Consider the following 14765-nt stretch of genomic DNA (forward strand, 5'->3'; position numbering starts at 1 on the left):
CCGACGATCAGCGGAAGAGGCGGAAGAACCCGCGTATCTGCTGGATCAGTGACTCCGGCTGCTCCAGCGCGGCGAAGTGGCCGCCTCGTGGCAGTTCCTCGAACCAGCGCAGGTCGGTGAACCGCAGTTCGGCCTCCCGCCGCGATGGGCGCGTTATGTCCCGTGGGTACACCGACAGTCCGCACGGCGCGGTGACTTTGTCCCGGAAGCGGGCGAAGCTCTCCCAGTACAGGCGTGCCGACGACGTGGCCGACGCGGTGAACCAATAGACCGAGATCTCGTCGAGGATCTTCTGCCGCGGCAACGCGTCCTCGGGGTGGCCGTCGTTGTCCGTCCAGGCCCAGAACTTCTCGGCGATCCAGGCGGCCTGACCCGCCGGGGAGTCGGTGAGGCCGTAGCCGAGGGTCTGCGGCCGGGTCGCCTGGAGCGCCGAGTACCCCCGGCCGGTGCGCTGGAATTCCTTCTCTGCTTCGAGGTTTGCCAGCTCCGCGGGCGTCGGGTCGTCGAAGGTGCCCGCCGCCACGGACCCCAGGTTCAGGTGGACGCCGGCGACCCGCTCGGGCGCCACCTCGCCCAGTGCGCCGGACACCGCCGAACCCCAGTCACCGCCCTGCGCGCCATACCGTTCGTAACCCAGTGAAACCATCAACGTGTCCCAGGCGCGCGCGATTCTTGTGACGCCCCACCCGGTTGCCGACGGCTTGTCGCTCCAGCCGTACCCGGGCAACGACGGCGCGACCACGTGGAACGCGTCCGCCGGATCCCCGCCGTGCGCGCGCGGATCGGTCAGCGGGCCGAGGACATCCAGGAACTCCAGCACCGAACCCGGCCATCCGTGCGTGAGCACGAGCGGGAACGCGTCCGGCTCCGGCGAGCGGACGTGCAGGAAGTGAATGCCCAGCCCGTCGATCGTGTCGCGGTACTGCGGGAAGGCGTTCAGCCGCTCGGCGAATCCGAAGTCGTAGTCCTCGGCCCAGCTGCGGCACAGCTCCCGCGCGTAAGCCAGCGGCATTCCCTGCGACCAGTCGTCGACCGGCTCGGGCTCGGGCCACCGCGTCCGGCGCAATCGTTCGCGCAGGTCCGCGATCTCGGCTTCGGCGATGCTGACCTCGAATGGCTCAGCAGCCACGGCAGGCTCCTTTCCTCGGCACCGGCGTTACCGGATCAGTTGCAGGTCGGCACCGGAGTGCCGGGGCGGACTGAGGACGACTGCCGGTGGGCCAAGGCGACTTCCGGACACCGGCCGCTGCCCGGCACACCTGGCCGCGACCACGCTCAGCGCATTGGTCTCCGTGATCGCCCCTCGGTCCGGCTCATCTCGGCGTACGCGCCGGGCTGAACTGCCGAGCCGCTTTCGTTGGCCTGTCGCGCAACGGCTCGAAGCACACCAGGCCAGCATCGCAGCCCGGGCGCCTCGTGAGTGTTCCTGCCGGTTAGAACCGGCAGGAACACTCACGACTCCAGCGCAGGCACCCGCTCCCCCGCCGGCGGCGGCCCAGGCGGCATCCCGTCCCCGAACGGCCTTCCGCCCAGCTCCTCCCGCCCGTGCGACGTCAGCCACCCCGCCAAGTCCGGCCCCAGCGGCACGATCCCGGTCGGGTTCACATTCCGGTGCACCACGTAGTAGTGCTCCTTGATCTGCCCGAAATCGATGGTGTCCCCGAAACCGGGCGTCTGGAACAGATCCCGCGCGTACGCCCACAGCACCGGCATCTCCGTGAGCTTCTGCCGGTTGCACTTGAAATGCCCGTGGTACACCGCGTCGAAGCGGACCAGCGTCGTGAACAGCCGCACGTCCGCCTCGGTGATCGTGTCGCCCACCAGGTACCGCTGGCCGGCCAGCCGCTCGGACAGCCAGTCCAGCCGGGAGAACAACGCGCGGTACGCCTCTTCGTAAGCCTCCTGCGAAGTGGCGAAACCCGCTTTGTACACCCCGTTGTTCACCTCCCGGAAGACCTTCTCCGCGACGTCCTCGATCTCGTCGCGCAGCCGTTCCGGGTACAGCTCGGGCGCGCCGTTGCGGTGGTAGGCGCCCCATTCCAGCGACAGGTCGACGGTGATCTGCTTGAAGTCGTTGGTCACCACCTGTCCACTGGGGACATCCACAATAGACGGAACGGTGATCCCGCGCGGATAGTCCGGATACCGCGCGAAAAACGCCTCCTGCAGCCGTTCGATGCCGAGCACCGGGTCACGGCCACCGGGGTCGAGGTCGAAGGTCCAGCTGCGCTCGTCGTGCGTCGGGCCGCACAGGCCCATCGACAGCACCTCTTCGAGGCCGAGCAACCTGCGCACGATCGACGCGCGGTTCGCCCACGGGCACGCGCGCGCGATCACCAGGCGGTAGCGGCCGGGTTCGACCGGCCAGCCGTCGCGGCCGTCGACGGTGATGCGGTCGGAGATGTAGTTCGTGTCGCGCTTGAACTCACCCTGGTCGGGCATCGGAACCCTTTCTTCGGGAGTCAGGTCTGATCGTCCGGGCAGGCCGGACAGTCCGGCGGCTCCAGCGCGGCGGCCAGCCGGGCGAGGATCGGGCCCGCGGCGCGGACCTCCTCGGGCGAGAGGTGGTCGAACAGGAACGACCGCACGCGTTCGAGATGCCCCGGGTACGCGGCGGCGAGCTTCGCCCGCCCCAGTTCGGTGAGCGTCGCGTGTGCGGCCCGGCGGTCCTGCGGGCATTTCACCTTCCGGACCAGTCCGCGGCGCACCATGGCCTCCACGACCCGGCTGATCCGGCTCAGCGACAGCGCCGTGGACTCCGCCAGATCGGTGAGCCGCAGCCTGCCTTCGGGCGCTTCCGAGAGCGACACGAGCACGGTGTAGTCCGTCAGCGAGACGCCGTTGTCGTGCGCGAACTGGTCGTCGAGAGCCCGCGGCAGGACCGTGACGACCCGCATCAGCGGACGCCACACTGCCTCTTCTTCACTGGTCAGCGGGGTTCTGGTCACCACAGAAGAGGAGTATATCCGACACTTGCTCGCGCAATCAGTTATTGTGGGCTACAGTGCTAGTTGAACACTCAACCAAGGACCCGAAGGAACTGAACTCATGACCAGCGCGACCACCTACGCCCACCTGACCGGCACCTACACGATCGACGGTGCGCACAGCCGGATCGGCTTCGTCGCCCGCCACGCCATGGTCACCAAGGTCCGCGGCTCCTTCAACGAGTTCGAGGGCTCGTTCACCCTGGACGGCGAGAACCCGGCCAACTCGAGCGCGAACCTCACCATCCAGGCCAAGAGCGTCGACACCCGCAACGCCGACCGCGACGGTCACCTGCGCAACAACGACTTCCTGTCCTGCGACCAGTTCCCGACCATCACCTTCGCCTCCACCGGGATCGCGCAGACCGGCGAGGACACCTTCGACGTGACCGGCGACCTGACCGTCAAGGACGTCACCAAGTCGGTCACCATCCCGTTCGAGTTCGGCGGCTCCGCGAAGGACCCGTTCGGCAACGACCGCGTCGGCTTCGAGGGCTCCACCTCGATCAACCGCAGCGACTACGGCGTCACCTTCAACGCCGCGCTCGAGACCGGCGGCGTGCTGGTTTCGGACAAGATCACCCTCGAGTTCGAGATCTCCGCGATCAAGAACGCCTGAACCGGCCCGACCGTACGTGAGGGAACCCCCAGGGAATCAGATTCCCTCAGGGTTCCCCTCACGTACTTTGGCTAAGCGGCACGCAACCCGGCGATGCCTACCTCTAGCGCGGCTTCGAGGTGTTGCGGTTCGCCGGTCGTCAGCAGCATCAGCACGCCGCCCTGCACCCCGGCCAGCAGCGCCGACGCGGCCTGCTTCGGGTCCAGCCCGGGCCGGATCTCCCCCGCCGCCCGCAGGTTCTCGATCCCCGCGGTCAACTCGCCCAGCCAGCGCTGCATCAGCTGCGTCACCACGGCCTGCGCGCCCGGCGTATTGCGGCCGATCTGCGACATCACCACGTTCAGCGGACAGTGCCTGCCCTGCTCGGTGTAGTGCCTGAGCACCACCTGCTGCCAGGTCCGGAAGTCGTCCCAGGTGCGCAGCGCGCCAAGCGACGGCTGCTGCACCTCCAGCACCCGGTCCGCTTCCCAGCGCGCGACGGCCAGCAGCAGTGCTTCCTTGCCGTCCGGGAAGTAGTGGAACAGCTGGCTTTTGCTGGTCCCGGTCTGCGCGCGGACGTCGTCCAGCGTCGTCGCGAGCACGCCGCGCTCGCGGATCACCTCGGCCGCGCCCTCCACGATCCGCTGTCGCGTAGCCTCGCCCTTGCGCGTGAGCGTCATCCGCCTGCCTCCTGAATGGACCTGCGAGTCCACTCTACCCGCGCGAACTCAGAACGCGGTACCTCCGTCGGACCAGGACGTCTGGCCGAAGTCCTCGTCGTCCACCGGCTCGCGGCGCGGCCGGGGACGCTCGGGCTCCGGAGCTTCCGCGACCTCCTCTTCCACGGCGGCCGCGGGCTCGGCCTCGGGAGCGCCCTTCGGCCAGACGCACGGCGACGTCGCACCGAGGTAGAGCTTCCCGAGTTCGTTGGCCTGCAACGACATGTCGAAGCCGTCCCGCTCGTTGCGCGCGAAGACGTACTGGTCGGTCGGCCGCCGGTCGGTCAGCACCGTGAAGCCATGTCCCTGCCACCACTTCACGACGGCCTCGAACTGCGCCTTGAAGGTGTCCGGTTCGAGGCCGGTCACCTCGTAGGTGGCGGAGATTTCGTACCGCCCGGCCGGACCGTTGTCAGTCGGGTCGGCGCATTCGGAACGGTTGCGGGAGAACAATTGCCGACCAGCAGGCGCGGGCAGCGCGGAGAACGCGCCGCGCACGTAGTCCTCGACTTGGTCGCGGGCTTCGGTTTCGGTGATCGTGGGGGTCATGGCTGCACCTCCTGGGGAGCAGGCTACGAGAGGCAGGGCGGCGAGGCAGGCCAGCGCGGTGCGGCGCGCCGTCACGCCGGCAGCCCCGCGATGATCCGGCCGAAGCTGCGCAGCGACGGGTTGTTGTCCTCCCAGTATTGGCTGTGCGCGGCCCCGGACAAGCCGCCCTCGTACCACGGGCCCTTGTCGCCCGGTGCCGATTCGAAGACCTGTCCGCCGAATCCGCCGACGGTCGGGCTCGGGCCGAGCGGGTCGTGGCCGCCGACGCCGATGTTGGTGATCTTGATGAGGTCGTGTTCCGCGACCGTCGAGTGCACGTGCTGGGCGACCTGATCCTGCGGGACGCCGTCGAGGTGTAACTGGTTCGCGTGCTCGACGCCGACACCGGGGCTGCCGGCGAAGATCAGGTCGTCGGCGTTGAGCCCGCCGTCGCGAGCCGCATGGCCGATCACGGTCGTGCCGTAGCTGTGGCCGAGCACGGTGTTGTGCGACGGCGCGCCTTCGTGCGAAGCCCGCAGGCCGTCCTCGAATTTCGACAGCGCGTCTTTGCCGCCGTCGGCGTATTTCTCGCTGGCGGCGTTCACGAGTTCGTCCGGCGCGTCGTAGCCGACCCAGGTGATCACCGACGTCGAAGACGAGCCCGCCATCGTCGCCGACTGCCACATCTTGTCCGACCGGCCGAGGTCGCCGCCGATCTTGGCCAGCTCGCTGCCCGTGCCGGGCACGTAGGTCGCGACGTTCGCCGCGGTGTCCGGGTTTCCGGCCGCGACCACCGCGGTGCCGTCGCCGCTGACGTCGAGCGAGATCAGGAAGGCGGACGGTTTGCCGTCGCCGGTGGCCGCGAGCCGGTCGCGGATCGCGGTGAGGCCGCGCAGTTGCGCGTCGTCACCGTTGCGCTTGTCGATTTCCTGGTGCAGCACAACGCGATTCGCCGCGTCGCGATCGACCACCGGGATACCGTCGAGGTTGCGGATCAGGTCCGGGTTATCGCGCAGGATCGCGGACTGCGCGGAGTCGGACAGACTGTCCCACCACTCCCGGTTCTCCGCCGGGGTGCCGTTCGGTTTCGGCTGGCTGCTGGTCGCCATCGCCAGCGCGACGACGCCCGTCCCGCCGCTTTCGCCCTTCACCGCGCGGTCGAGTACGACGGTGAGGTCGGCGTCGGTTTCGGTGGCATCGCGGAGAATCTGACTGACGCGGTCAGCGAGTTCGGCTTGCCGCCCGGGTTCGCCGCTGACGCCGCCGCCGTCGTCGATCCGCATTCCGTTGCGCGAGGCGAAATCGTCGACCTCCCGCACCGCCGAGCTGATCCGCTCGACCGCCAGCTGCGCGTCGTGCACCCCGCGCCGGACCGCCGAAACGTCGGTGGTCAGCTGCCGCAATTCCGCCGTGAGCGCAGTGCCTTTGGCGGTCGCCGCGTCCGCCGCGTCGCCTTGCCAGGCACCGAACTTCGTCATGGCGTCGGCATCGTCGTTCGCCGCGGTGAGCCGGGCGGCGCGGGTGCCGAGCGCGTCGACGGCTGCGGCAAGGGCGGCGGGATTCCAGCGCCGGACGTCTCCCCAGGTGATCATCGGCCCGCCGCCGCGATCTTGCCGGTCGCGTTCTGGTCGGTGTCGCGGTAGCCGGCCGCGGCCTGGTCGAGGTTGCCCGCGTAGGCCTCGGTGCCGGCTGCGCACTTCGGAACGGCGCGGCCCCAGGTGCTGGACAGCCGGTCCGCCGCGGCCACGCTCGTGCCGCCGGACAGCCCGACCCCGGCGAGCGCGCCCGCGAGGTCGACCGTCCGCACGGTCGCCGCCGCCTGGTGCGCCCGCCGGGCCGCGGTCGCGACCTCCCCCGGAGCGACCTCGAAACCCGTTCCCATGCGCATCTCCCCCACCGCGGCGACCGGACGACCCGTACGACGGACATCCGCCGCAGCCGGTTCCCGGCAGTTCGACGTTCACGAAAACGCTGGGCAAGATCTTTCCATCAAGGCGGTGACCTGCGAAAACACCCGCCTACCGCGTCCACATATGTGAACGCTAGTCACGTGACTGAATAGTTATCAGCCCGCGTCTTGCCCGCCGATGACCAGCGTGTGACTGTGTACGGCGAAGTTCGTACCGGAGCGAGCGGGCCGGCGCACGGCGAGGAAAGGCGTTGCACGGCGGCGGATCCGGCCGTTTCGCAGTGCTGGACCAGTCCGGCAGTCCTTGTCCCCTCGACCCCCATTCGTCCGGCCAGGACGGCGCTGACCTCGTGGGCAGCGGACCAGGACCGGCCGGCCATCCCGGAAAGAGACGGCTCGGCAATGACACAGACAGCCGCGGCGCGGCGGCCTATCGGCAGAACGACGCTGTATTTCTTCGGTGCCCTCGGCGGCATCCTGTTCGGTTACGACCTCGGCGTCATTTCCGGGGTGTTGCCGTTCATCGGGAAACTCTGGGGCCTGTCCGGCTGGGACAAAGGCGTCATCACCGCGAGCATTTCGATCGGTGCGATCGTCGGCGCGAGTTTCTCCTCCCGGCTCAACGAAAGGCTCGGCCGCCGCCGCACGATCATGGTGGCCGCGGTCGTCGTCATCATCGGCACGCTCGCGGCCACGTTTTCGCCGACATTCACGTTGCTGATCATTTCCCGGCTGGTGATCGGCGTCGGGATCGGGCTGTCGTCGTCGACGGTTCCGACGTATCTGTCGGAACTCGCTCCGGCCCGGCTGCGCGGGGCGATGGGCGCGCTGAACCAGATCTTCATCGTGCTCGGCATCCTGATCGCGTTCCTGGTCAGCTACGGGCTCGGCACCTCGGGCAACTGGCGGCTGATGTTCGCCGGCGCCATCGTGCCCGCGGTGATCCTGCTGGCGGGCCTGGTGCTCCTGCCCGAAACGCCGCGCTGGCTCGTCGCGAACGGCCACGAGGAGCGGGCCCGCGCGGTCCTGCTCAGCTCGCACGGCGGCGGTGTGAACGTCGACGAGGAGATCGGCACGATCCGCGAGGTCATCCGGCTCGACTCGGAATCGGCGAAGACCCGCTTCCGCGACCTGCTGACGCCCACTGTGCGGCCGATGCTCGTGGTGGCCCTGCTGCTCGCGATGGGCCAGCAGTTCAGCGGCGTGAACGCGGTGAACGCGTACTTCCCGACGATGCTGATCGGCCTCGGCTTCGCGACCCAGGCGGCGCTGCTGTCCGGCGTGCTGCTCGGCCTGACCAAGTTCCTGTTCACCGCGTGGGTCGTGTTCGTGGTCGACCGGTGGGGCCGCAAGCCGCTGCTGCTGATCGGCAACGTGCTGATGGTGCTCACCCTGGTCGCGGCCGGGTTCATCGTGCTGGAAGTCCACGACACCGCGACCAAGGGCATCCTGATGCTCGTCGCCATGGTGCTCTACCTGGTCGGCTACGAACTGGGCTGGGGCGCGGTCGTGTGGGTCATGATGGCCGAGGTGTTCCCGCTGAAGGTCCGCGCCGCGGGCATGGGCGTGAGCAGCGTCGTGCTGTGGGCCGCGACCGGCATCATCAGCGCCGTGTTCCCGATCATCTCCGACCCGGGCGCACTCGGCCTCGGCGGCTCGATGTTCCTGTTCGCGGGCATCAACGTGGTCCTGTTCTTCCTCACCAAGTGGCTCGTCCCGGAAACCAAGGGCCGGACGCTGGAGGAAATCGAACTCGACCTGCGCGGGCGGACGCATTCGAAGGCGCGCGCCTGAATTTCGCTCGGGGTGCGGCCGGGCGGCCGGGGATTTCCCTTGCCGCCCGGCTGTTTTCTCACCGCCCGAGCATGCGGTACCGCCGGGTGGCCAGCGGCAGGAAGATCGCGGTCAGCGCCGCGGGCCACGCCAGCGCGAGCAGCACGGAATGCTCCGCCGCCCAGCCATTCGCGGCCCACGCCGGATTGCCCGCCAGCTCGCGCACCGCGGAAGCCGTCGCGGTGAGCGGATTCCAGGTCGCGATCGCGCTCAGCCAGGCAGGCATGGTGTCCGGGGAAACGAAAACGCCGGACAGGAATCCGGCCGGCCACACCAGCACCTGCACCGAAACCGCCGATTCCGGGGTCTTGAGCAGCAGCCCGAGGTAGATCCCGATCCAGACGAAGGCGAACCGCAGCCACAACAAGAGCCCGACCGCGCCGAGCACGGACGCCTGCTGCGGACGCCACCCCAGCGCCAGCCCCGCTCCCATCATCACGACGAGCCCGGCGACCGCGCTGATCAAGTCGGCGAGACAGCGTCCGGTCAACACCGCGAGCCCGCTGACCGGCATCGCGCGGATCCGCTCGGTGACCCCCTTCGAGGCGTCGGAAGTCACTGCGAGGACAGTGGATTCCAGCCCGAACAGCATGGTCATCGCGAGCATGCCGGGGATGAGGAAGTCGATGTACGCACCGTCCCGGATGGCCATCGCGCCACCGAAAAGCTGGCCGAACATCACCACGATCAGGACCGGGAACAGCAGCGTGACCGCGATCGAGACCGGACGCTGCTTCCAGTGCACGAGGATCCGCCGGGTCAGGACGGCGGTGTGCGTCGGCCAGGACCCGCTTCCGGGTGCGGTGACGGTCATCGCGCCTCCCCCGCCGCGTTGCCGGTCAGGTGCAGGAAGACCTCGTCGAGCGTCGGCTTGCGGACGACCGTCTCGACCCGGTCCGGCCCGACCTTCGCCTTCAGCTCGTCCGGCGTGCCCGCGGCGACGACCCGGCCGGCGTCGAGGACGGCGATCCGGTCGGCGAGCTGATCGGCCTCCTCCAGATACTGCGTGGTCAGCAGCACCGTGGTGCCGGTGCCGGCCAGCGCGCGGACGTCCGCCCAGACGTCGATGCGAGCGGCCGGGTCGAGTCCGGTCGTCGGTTCGTCGAGGAACAGCACCGCCGGGTTCAGCAGCAGCCCGGCGGCCAGGTCCAGCTTGCGCCGCATGCCGCCGGAGTAGCCGGAGACCGACCGGCCCGCGGCTTCGGCGAGACCGAACCGCTCCAGCAGTTCCCTCGCCCGCGCCCGGGACGCCCGCGAGGGCAATCCGCCGAGCCTGCCGAACAGTTCGAGGTTCTGCCTGCCGGTCAGGATCTCGTCGACCGAGGCGCTCTGCCCGACCAGCCCGATCCGCCGCCGCACCTCGTCCGGCTCCGCGACCGCGTCGAAACCGGCCACCCGCACCTCGCCCGCGTCCGGACGCAGCAACGTGGTCAGAATCCGGACCGCGGTCGTCTTGCCCGCGCCGTTGGGACCGAGCAGCCCGCACACCGTCCCCGGCTCCACCCGCAGGTCGAACCCGTCCAGCGCGGCCCGTTCGCCGTACCGCTTGCACACCCCGCGGGCCACCAGGCCATCTGCTCCGTATGCCATACGAATAAGGCTAGCACAGAACTCCGTATTGCCTACGGAGTTGAGTTCCTATGCTGGTCACGTGACGACTGACGGCACCCCCGGCGACCCCGCCGCGACGATCGCGCTGCTGTGGGGCACCCGCCAGCTGCCGCGGCGCGGCCCGAAGCACGGACTGACCCCCGCCCGGATCGTCGACGCGGCGGTCGAGGCCGCCGACACCGAACAGGACCTGGCGACGCTGTCGATGCGCCGGATCGCCGAATCGCTGGGCGTCGGGACGATGTCGCTCTACACCTACGTTTCGTCGCGCGCGGAACTGGTCGAAGCGATGGTCGACGCGGTCTATGGCGAGGCAGTAGCCGAACTGTCCGAAATAGACGCCGACGACTGGCGCGACGGCCTCCGCCGCGTCGCCGCCGTCAACTGGGCGATGCACCTGCGGCATCCGTGGCTGCTGCAAGTCTTCACCGGCCGTCCGGCCCTTGGCCCCAACGCGATCGCGAAGTACGACCTGGAACTGGCGGTCGTCGACGGCATCGGCCTGTCGGACGTGGAAATGGACTCGACGATCACCCTGGTGACCACCCACGTGGAAGGCCTGGCGCGCCGCAAAGTCGAAGCCGCGCGGGTCGTCCGGCAAACCGGGATGACCGACCAGCAATGGTGGGCCGCGACCGCTCCCGCGCTGGCGGAGGTCTACGAACCGCGCCGCTTCCCGGTCGCGGATCGGGTCGGCGCTGCCGCCGGGCAAACGCACCAGGCTCCGTACAGCCTCGACCACGAGTACGCGTTCGGGCTGGACCGCCTGATCGAAGGCATTGCCGCGCTGGTCAACCGGCCCGCTGAGTAGCGTCCTTCCGCGCCAACACCGCCCCGGCGATCGCGAGACCGACGCAAGCCAGGGCCACCCACTGCACCGGGCGCAAGTGCTCGCCGAGGACCAGCACCCCGGCCAGCCCCGCACTCGCCGGCTCAAGGCTGGCCAGCACCCCGACCGTCCGGGCAGGCAGCCGTCGCAAAGCCGCCAGCTCCAAGGAATACGGCACCACGGCCGAGAGCACGGCCACCATCACGCCGACACCCGAGGCGTCGCCAGCCGGGTGCCTTGGTCGATAACGCCCAGCGGCACCGAAAGCACGGCAGCCCAAGCCAACGCCAGCACAAGCGGACCTCCTCCCGAGTTCCTGGCCCCGGCGCGTTTGCTGAGCAGGAAGTAGGCGGCCAGGCAAGCGCCGGAAGCCAACGCGAGAGCCACGCCACCGAGCGGAAATACGACGTCGCGCGGGGCGTGGAACAGCCACACCCCGCCTCCGGCCACGACCGCACAAGCCGCGTCGCGAAGTGACCAATGCCAAGGAAACCGGCCCCACCAGCTGCAGCGCGCTCGCGAGCCCCCAGCGGCAAGAAGGTCAACGCGGGATAGATCAAATTCATCTCCGCGCGATGGCCGCGCCAAAGCCGAGGACCACCCTCCTTTCCGCCCAGCTGCGCGGAACCGCGGGCCGGTACAGGACCAGCAGAACCGCGGCAGCCAGGCCAAGCCGCAACCCCACCACACCGGACGCGCCGACGTCCTCGGAAAGCTGCTTCCCGAACGCCTGCCCGAACTGGACGCTCCCCACCGTCAGCGGGGCAGGCAGATCCCTCATGCCTCCAGGTTTGCGCCGGAAAGCGTGCACGTCCAACGAATTCTTTCGCAAAAAACCGTTTAGCCTGGCCTCCATTATTGATCACCGGTTGCACGTCCTTTGGACCCTCGCCGAGCACGGAACCGCGACCGCCGCCGCGCCGCACTTGACCCCCTCTGCCGTCGCGCGCCAATTGCGTTTGCTGGCCCGGGATCTGGAGGTGGAACTGCTCGTGCCGCAAGGTCGTCGAGTACAGCTGGCTCCCGCCGCACGCATCGTGCTCCGACACGCCGAGGGCAATGGGAAGCGGCCCGCGCAGAACTCGCCGCGGAGGGCGCTGAACTCCGCGGCACGCTGCGCCTGTGCGGCGTCTCCTCCGCGCTGGCGACCCTCGCCGCTCCGGGCGTCGCCAGCCTGCGCAAAGACACATCCGTTGGCAGAACCGCGCATCATCGAAGAGGAAAGCGTCGACTGCTACCGTCTCCTGCTCGCCGACGAGGCCGACATCGCCTTGGTGCTGCCCGGCCCCGGGGCACCGTCGGCCACCGATTCCCGCTTCGAACAGACCCCGTTGACGACCGACCGCCAAGACCTGCTCGTCGCCGCAACCCATCTACTGGCCCGGCGCAAGGGAATCGAACTCGCCGAGGCGGCCGATCAACCATGGATCGTCAAGAAACACAACAACGACACTTATCCGCTGGTGACCGCGGCATGCGCCGCCGGGTTCATGCCTCGCATTGTTCACGGAGCCAAGGAGTGGTACGCAGTATCAGCACTCGTCGCCGAGGCCCTCGGCGTGTGTCCGATGCCGAGGATCGTGCCGCTGCCCGAACACGCGGTTAAGCGGATTCCATTGCGGGGGAAGTCTATTCCCACACGCCAATTGCTGACCGCCGTACGCCGTGGCAGCAGCGGGCATCCGCTGGTCAGCGCAGGGCTTGCCGCGCTGCGCGACATTGCCTCGACAGGGGAGGCCCTCCCAGTACCCGTATCACCAGGGACTCCCCGACGTCCATGACGACTGGCAACCTATTCGAGTCGGCATCCTGAACGAACCCGCCGACAACACTCCTCGGACGCACGGCAGCTTCGCCCACATCAGCGCGTTTCCACGACAAAAGGACCGAAAACCAATGGCGGACACCACTCACTCAGACCTTTTCGACCTGAGCGGGAAATACGCACTTGTCACTGGCGGCACCCGAGGCATCGGAATGATGATCGCGCGCGGCCTTCTGCAGGCGGGCGCCCGCGTCATTATCAGCTCACGCAAGGCAGAAGCGTGTGCGGAGGCACAGCGTCTGCTGTCCGAATTCGGCGACGTCCAGGCAATCCCCGCCGACCTGTCCAGGCACGACGAGTGCCAGCGCCTCGCCGCTCTGGTCAAGGCCGGCTCGGAACGCCTGGACATCCTCGTCAACAACGCGGGAGCGATGTGGCGCGAGCCGCTGGAGACGTTCCCGGCCGAAGCATGGGACGCAGTGCTCGATCTCAACCTGAAGTCGCCGTTCTGGCTGGTGCAGGCGCTGTTGCCCGCACTGCGCGGGGCGGGCACCGACGACGATCCCGCGCGGATCATCAACATCGGAAGCATCGCCGCCGTCCACGTCGCCGAGGCGCCCAACTACTCCTACGCCAGCAGCAAAGCGGCGCTCCATCAGCTCACCAGGGTGCTTGCCAGGGAACTGGGCCCGCAGCACATCACGGTGAACGCGGTAGCCCCAGGAGTGTTCCCGTCGCAGATGATGGCGGCCACGATCGATGCCATCGGCGACACGATCGCGGCGAAGGCCCCGCTCCGCCGACTCGGCCGCGACGACGACATGGCAGGCGTCGCCGTATTCCTCGCCAGCCGGGCCGGGTCATACCTGACCGGCACCATCATCCCGGTCGACGGCGGCACCGCCACGACCGCATCGGGAACCTAGGCGTCCGCGCTAGCCGCCGGGGTACTCGCAGTGCCTCCCTCCGCCCGCGGACAGCAGCTACGGTGACGAGGTGGCCACGATCAATCTGCGCAGCGAGATCAAGGAATTCCTGAGCTCCCGTCGCGCACGGATCACGCCCGAACAGGCCGGGCTGCCCGTCTACGGCGGCAACCGCCGGGTGAAAGGCCTGCGCCGCGAAGAAGCAGCCCTGCTGGCGGGCGTATCGGTCGACTACTACGTGCGCATGGAACGCGGCAGCCTCGCCGGCACCTCCGACGGCGTACTCGACGCGGTAGCCGCCGCCCTGCACCTCGACGAAGCCGAACGCGATCATCTGTTCCAGCTAGCGCGGCAATCCAGGACACCCACCGGCCCACGCCGCCGACCCGCCGTGACAGTGCGTCCGGCGCTTCAGCAGNCTTCAGCAGGTGCTCGCCGCCATCACCGACGCCCCGGCATGGATCTGCAACGGCCGCTACGACGTACTGGCCACGAACCACCTAGCCCGCGCACTGTATTCCCCGATGCTGACCGACCCACGACGACCAGCGAACACCGCTCGGTTCGTGTATCTGGAACCCGAAGCGGCGGGAACGTTCTTCGTCGACTACGACCGAGTCGCCTCCGACGTGGCCGCGAAACTGCGCATGGAAGCAGGCCGCAACCCGCACGACGAGGAACTGATCGCGCTCGTCGGCGAGCTATCGACACGCAGCGACCTGTTCCGGCAGCGATGGGCATCCCAGGACGTCCGGCTCCACCGGTCCGGACGCAAACGCGTGCACCATCCCGCTGTGGGCCGACTCGACCTGGACGTCGAATCGATGGACCTGCCCGCCGACCCCGGCCTGCTCCTGAACGTCTACACCGCCCCCACCGGCACGACGTCCGCGGACGGTCTGGCCCTGCTGGCGTCGTGGGCGGCCAGTCAGGAGAAGGCGGCGACCGAGCCTCAAGCGCTCAGCTGACATTTCCGCGTTTCCCGTCCGCCTGAGTCAGCGCTTCTCGGCGAGGGCCCGCGTTCGAGCACGAGGCAAGCCACCGCGATCTTCCCTCTGCT

Annotated in this window: 17 protein-coding genes and 1 pseudogene; 6 read left to right on the forward strand and 12 right to left on the reverse strand. The window is 68.9% G+C overall.

Features of this window, described 5'->3' with window-relative positions; translation table 11 throughout:
• Positions 1–7 precede the first annotated feature (7 nt).
• From A4R44_RS37280 to A4R44_RS37290, 3 genes are all read right to left on the reverse strand, one after another.
• On the reverse strand, positions 8–1129 hold the full coding sequence (locus A4R44_RS37280; protein ID WP_067591670.1) for an epoxide hydrolase family protein: 1122 nt from the start codon (positions 1127–1129) through the stop codon (positions 8–10).
• A 323-nt stretch (positions 1130–1452) separates the two neighbouring features.
• Positions 1453–2442: a glutathione S-transferase family protein gene (locus A4R44_RS37285; RefSeq protein ID WP_067591674.1), complete on the reverse strand. Its 990-nt coding sequence runs from the start codon at positions 2440–2442 to the stop codon at positions 1453–1455.
• A gap of 20 nt (positions 2443–2462) precedes the next feature.
• The gene (locus A4R44_RS37290) at positions 2463–2951 is read right to left on the reverse strand and encodes a MarR family winged helix-turn-helix transcriptional regulator (protein ID WP_093574150.1); all 489 of its coding nucleotides are present in this window, start codon (positions 2949–2951) and stop codon (positions 2463–2465) included.
• Between the two features lie 97 nt (positions 2952–3048).
• Here A4R44_RS37290 and A4R44_RS37295 point away from each other — a divergent pair, with 97 nt between their 5' ends.
• The gene (locus A4R44_RS37295) at positions 3049–3606 is read left to right on the forward strand and encodes a YceI family protein (protein WP_067591677.1); all 558 of its coding nucleotides are present in this window, start codon (positions 3049–3051) and stop codon (positions 3604–3606) included.
• Positions 3607–3677: 71 nt separating this feature from the next.
• Here the strand turns inward: A4R44_RS37295 and A4R44_RS37300 are convergent, their stop codons facing one another.
• The 4 genes from A4R44_RS37300 to A4R44_RS37315 all read right to left on the reverse strand — a co-directional run bounded on the left by A4R44_RS37300 (position 3678) and on the right by A4R44_RS37315 (position 6714).
• The gene (locus tag A4R44_RS37300) at positions 3678–4265 is read right to left on the reverse strand and encodes a TetR/AcrR family transcriptional regulator (protein ID WP_067591680.1); all 588 of its coding nucleotides are present in this window, start codon (positions 4263–4265) and stop codon (positions 3678–3680) included.
• A 48-nt stretch (positions 4266–4313) separates the two neighbouring features.
• Positions 4314–4853: a hypothetical protein gene (locus A4R44_RS37305; RefSeq protein WP_067591683.1), complete on the reverse strand. Its 540-nt coding sequence runs from the start codon at positions 4851–4853 to the stop codon at positions 4314–4316.
• A 71-nt stretch (positions 4854–4924) separates the two neighbouring features.
• Positions 4925–6424 carry an alpha/beta hydrolase gene (locus tag A4R44_RS37310; protein WP_067591686.1) on the reverse strand — a complete coding sequence of 500 codons (1500 nt, stop codon included), beginning with the start codon at positions 6422–6424 and terminating at the stop codon, positions 4925–4927.
• Complete coding sequence (locus A4R44_RS37315) at positions 6421–6714, reverse strand: hypothetical protein (RefSeq protein WP_067591689.1); 294 nt, start codon at positions 6712–6714, stop codon at positions 6421–6423. The genes A4R44_RS37310 and A4R44_RS37315 overlap by 4 nt, the downstream gene beginning before the upstream one ends.
• Positions 6715–7143: 429 nt before the next feature.
• Here A4R44_RS37315 and A4R44_RS37320 point away from each other — a divergent pair, with 429 nt between their 5' ends.
• Entirely contained in the window at positions 7144–8535 is a 1392-nt protein-coding gene (locus A4R44_RS37320; protein WP_095213847.1) for a sugar porter family MFS transporter, read from the forward strand.
• A gap of 58 nt (positions 8536–8593) precedes the next feature.
• Here A4R44_RS37320 and A4R44_RS37325 read toward each other — a convergent pair whose 3' ends face one another.
• A complete protein-coding gene (locus A4R44_RS37325) occupies positions 8594–9388 on the reverse strand; it encodes an ABC transporter permease (protein ID WP_067591692.1) in 795 nt (264 codons plus the stop codon).
• Positions 9385–10164: an ABC transporter ATP-binding protein gene (locus tag A4R44_RS37330; RefSeq protein ID WP_067591695.1), complete on the reverse strand. Its 780-nt coding sequence runs from the start codon at positions 10162–10164 to the stop codon at positions 9385–9387. Before A4R44_RS37330 ends, A4R44_RS37325 begins: the two co-directional genes overlap by 4 nt.
• 61 nt (positions 10165–10225) lie before the next feature.
• Here A4R44_RS37330 and A4R44_RS37335 point away from each other — a divergent pair, with 61 nt between their 5' ends.
• Positions 10226–10996, forward strand: coding sequence for a TetR/AcrR family transcriptional regulator (locus A4R44_RS37335; RefSeq protein WP_067591698.1), 771 nt, complete (start codon positions 10226–10228; stop codon positions 10994–10996).
• Here the strand turns inward: A4R44_RS37335 and A4R44_RS51240 are convergent.
• The 3 genes from A4R44_RS51240 to A4R44_RS51250 all read right to left on the reverse strand — a co-directional run bounded on the left by A4R44_RS51240 (position 10977) and on the right by A4R44_RS51250 (position 11795).
• On the reverse strand, positions 10977–11216 hold the full coding sequence (locus tag A4R44_RS51240; protein WP_232791956.1) for an EamA family transporter: 240 nt from the start codon (positions 11214–11216) through the stop codon (positions 10977–10979). The two genes, A4R44_RS37335 and A4R44_RS51240, sit on opposite strands and share 20 nt — an antisense overlap.
• Positions 11216–11401 carry a hypothetical protein gene (locus tag A4R44_RS51245; protein WP_232791949.1) on the reverse strand — a complete coding sequence of 62 codons (186 nt, stop codon included), beginning with the start codon at positions 11399–11401 and terminating at the stop codon, positions 11216–11218. The genes A4R44_RS51240 and A4R44_RS51245 overlap by 1 nt, the downstream gene beginning before the upstream one ends.
• Positions 11402–11576: 175 nt before the next feature.
• Positions 11577–11795: a hypothetical protein gene (locus A4R44_RS51250; protein ID WP_232791950.1), complete on the reverse strand. Its 219-nt coding sequence runs from the start codon at positions 11793–11795 to the stop codon at positions 11577–11579.
• On the opposite strand from A4R44_RS51250, the gene A4R44_RS46670 reads away from it, so the two are divergent.
• The 3 genes and pseudogenes from A4R44_RS46670 to A4R44_RS37350 all read left to right on the forward strand — a co-directional run bounded on the left by A4R44_RS46670 (position 11794) and on the right by A4R44_RS37350 (position 14673).
• The gene (locus tag A4R44_RS46670) at positions 11794–12795 is read left to right on the forward strand and encodes a LysR family transcriptional regulator (protein ID WP_232791951.1); all 1002 of its coding nucleotides are present in this window, start codon (positions 11794–11796) and stop codon (positions 12793–12795) included. The genes A4R44_RS51250 and A4R44_RS46670 overlap by 2 nt on opposite strands.
• 115 nt (positions 12796–12910) lie before the next feature.
• Complete coding sequence (locus tag A4R44_RS37345; RefSeq protein WP_067591701.1) at positions 12911–13705, forward strand: SDR family oxidoreductase; 795 nt, start codon at positions 12911–12913, stop codon at positions 13703–13705.
• Between the two features lie 70 nt (positions 13706–13775).
• Positions 13776–14673 (forward strand): annotated as a pseudogene (locus A4R44_RS37350) (helix-turn-helix transcriptional regulator).
• Positions 14674–14765 lie beyond the last annotated feature (92 nt).

The organism is Amycolatopsis sp. M39 (assembly GCF_001651785.1).
Classification (GTDB): Bacteria; Actinomycetota; Actinomycetes; order Mycobacteriales; family Pseudonocardiaceae; genus Amycolatopsis; species Amycolatopsis rubida.

Bases quoted from the DNA above. Each gene is read 5' to 3' on its own strand.
- A4R44_RS37320 (WP_095213847.1), top strand. From the start codon at position 7,144: ATGACACAGACAGCCGCGGCGCGGCGGCCTATCGGCAGAACGACGCTG.
- A4R44_RS37315 (WP_067591689.1), bottom strand. From the start codon at position 6,714: ATGGGAACGGGTTTCGAGGTCGCTCCGGGGGAGGTCGCGACCGCGGCC.
- A4R44_RS51240 (WP_232791956.1), bottom strand. From the start codon at position 11,216: ATGGTGGCCGTGCTCTCGGCCGTGGTGCCGTATTCCTTGGAGCTGGCG.
- A4R44_RS46670 (WP_232791951.1), top strand. From the start codon at position 11,794: ATGCCTCCAGGTTTGCGCCGGAAAGCGTGCACGTCCAACGAATTCTTT.
- A4R44_RS37325 (WP_067591692.1), bottom strand. From the start codon at position 9,388: ATGACCGTCACCGCACCCGGAAGCGGGTCCTGGCCGACGCACACCGCC.
- A4R44_RS37285 (WP_067591674.1), bottom strand. From the start codon at position 2,442: ATGCCCGACCAGGGTGAGTTCAAGCGCGACACGAACTACATCTCCGAC.
- A4R44_RS37300 (WP_067591680.1), bottom strand. From the start codon at position 4,265: ATGACGCTCACGCGCAAGGGCGAGGCTACGCGACAGCGGATCGTGGAG.
- A4R44_RS37345 (WP_067591701.1), top strand. From the start codon at position 12,911: ATGGCGGACACCACTCACTCAGACCTTTTCGACCTGAGCGGGAAATAC.
- A4R44_RS37330 (WP_067591695.1), bottom strand. From the start codon at position 10,164: ATGGCATACGGAGCAGATGGCCTGGTGGCCCGCGGGGTGTGCAAGCGG.
- A4R44_RS51250 (WP_232791950.1), bottom strand. From the start codon at position 11,795: ATGAGGGATCTGCCTGCCCCGCTGACGGTGGGGAGCGTCCAGTTCGGG.
- A4R44_RS37305 (WP_067591683.1), bottom strand. From the start codon at position 4,853: ATGACCCCCACGATCACCGAAACCGAAGCCCGCGACCAAGTCGAGGAC.
- A4R44_RS37295 (WP_067591677.1), top strand. From the start codon at position 3,049: ATGACCAGCGCGACCACCTACGCCCACCTGACCGGCACCTACACGATC.
- A4R44_RS37310 (WP_067591686.1), bottom strand. From the start codon at position 6,424: ATGATCACCTGGGGAGACGTCCGGCGCTGGAATCCCGCCGCCCTTGCC.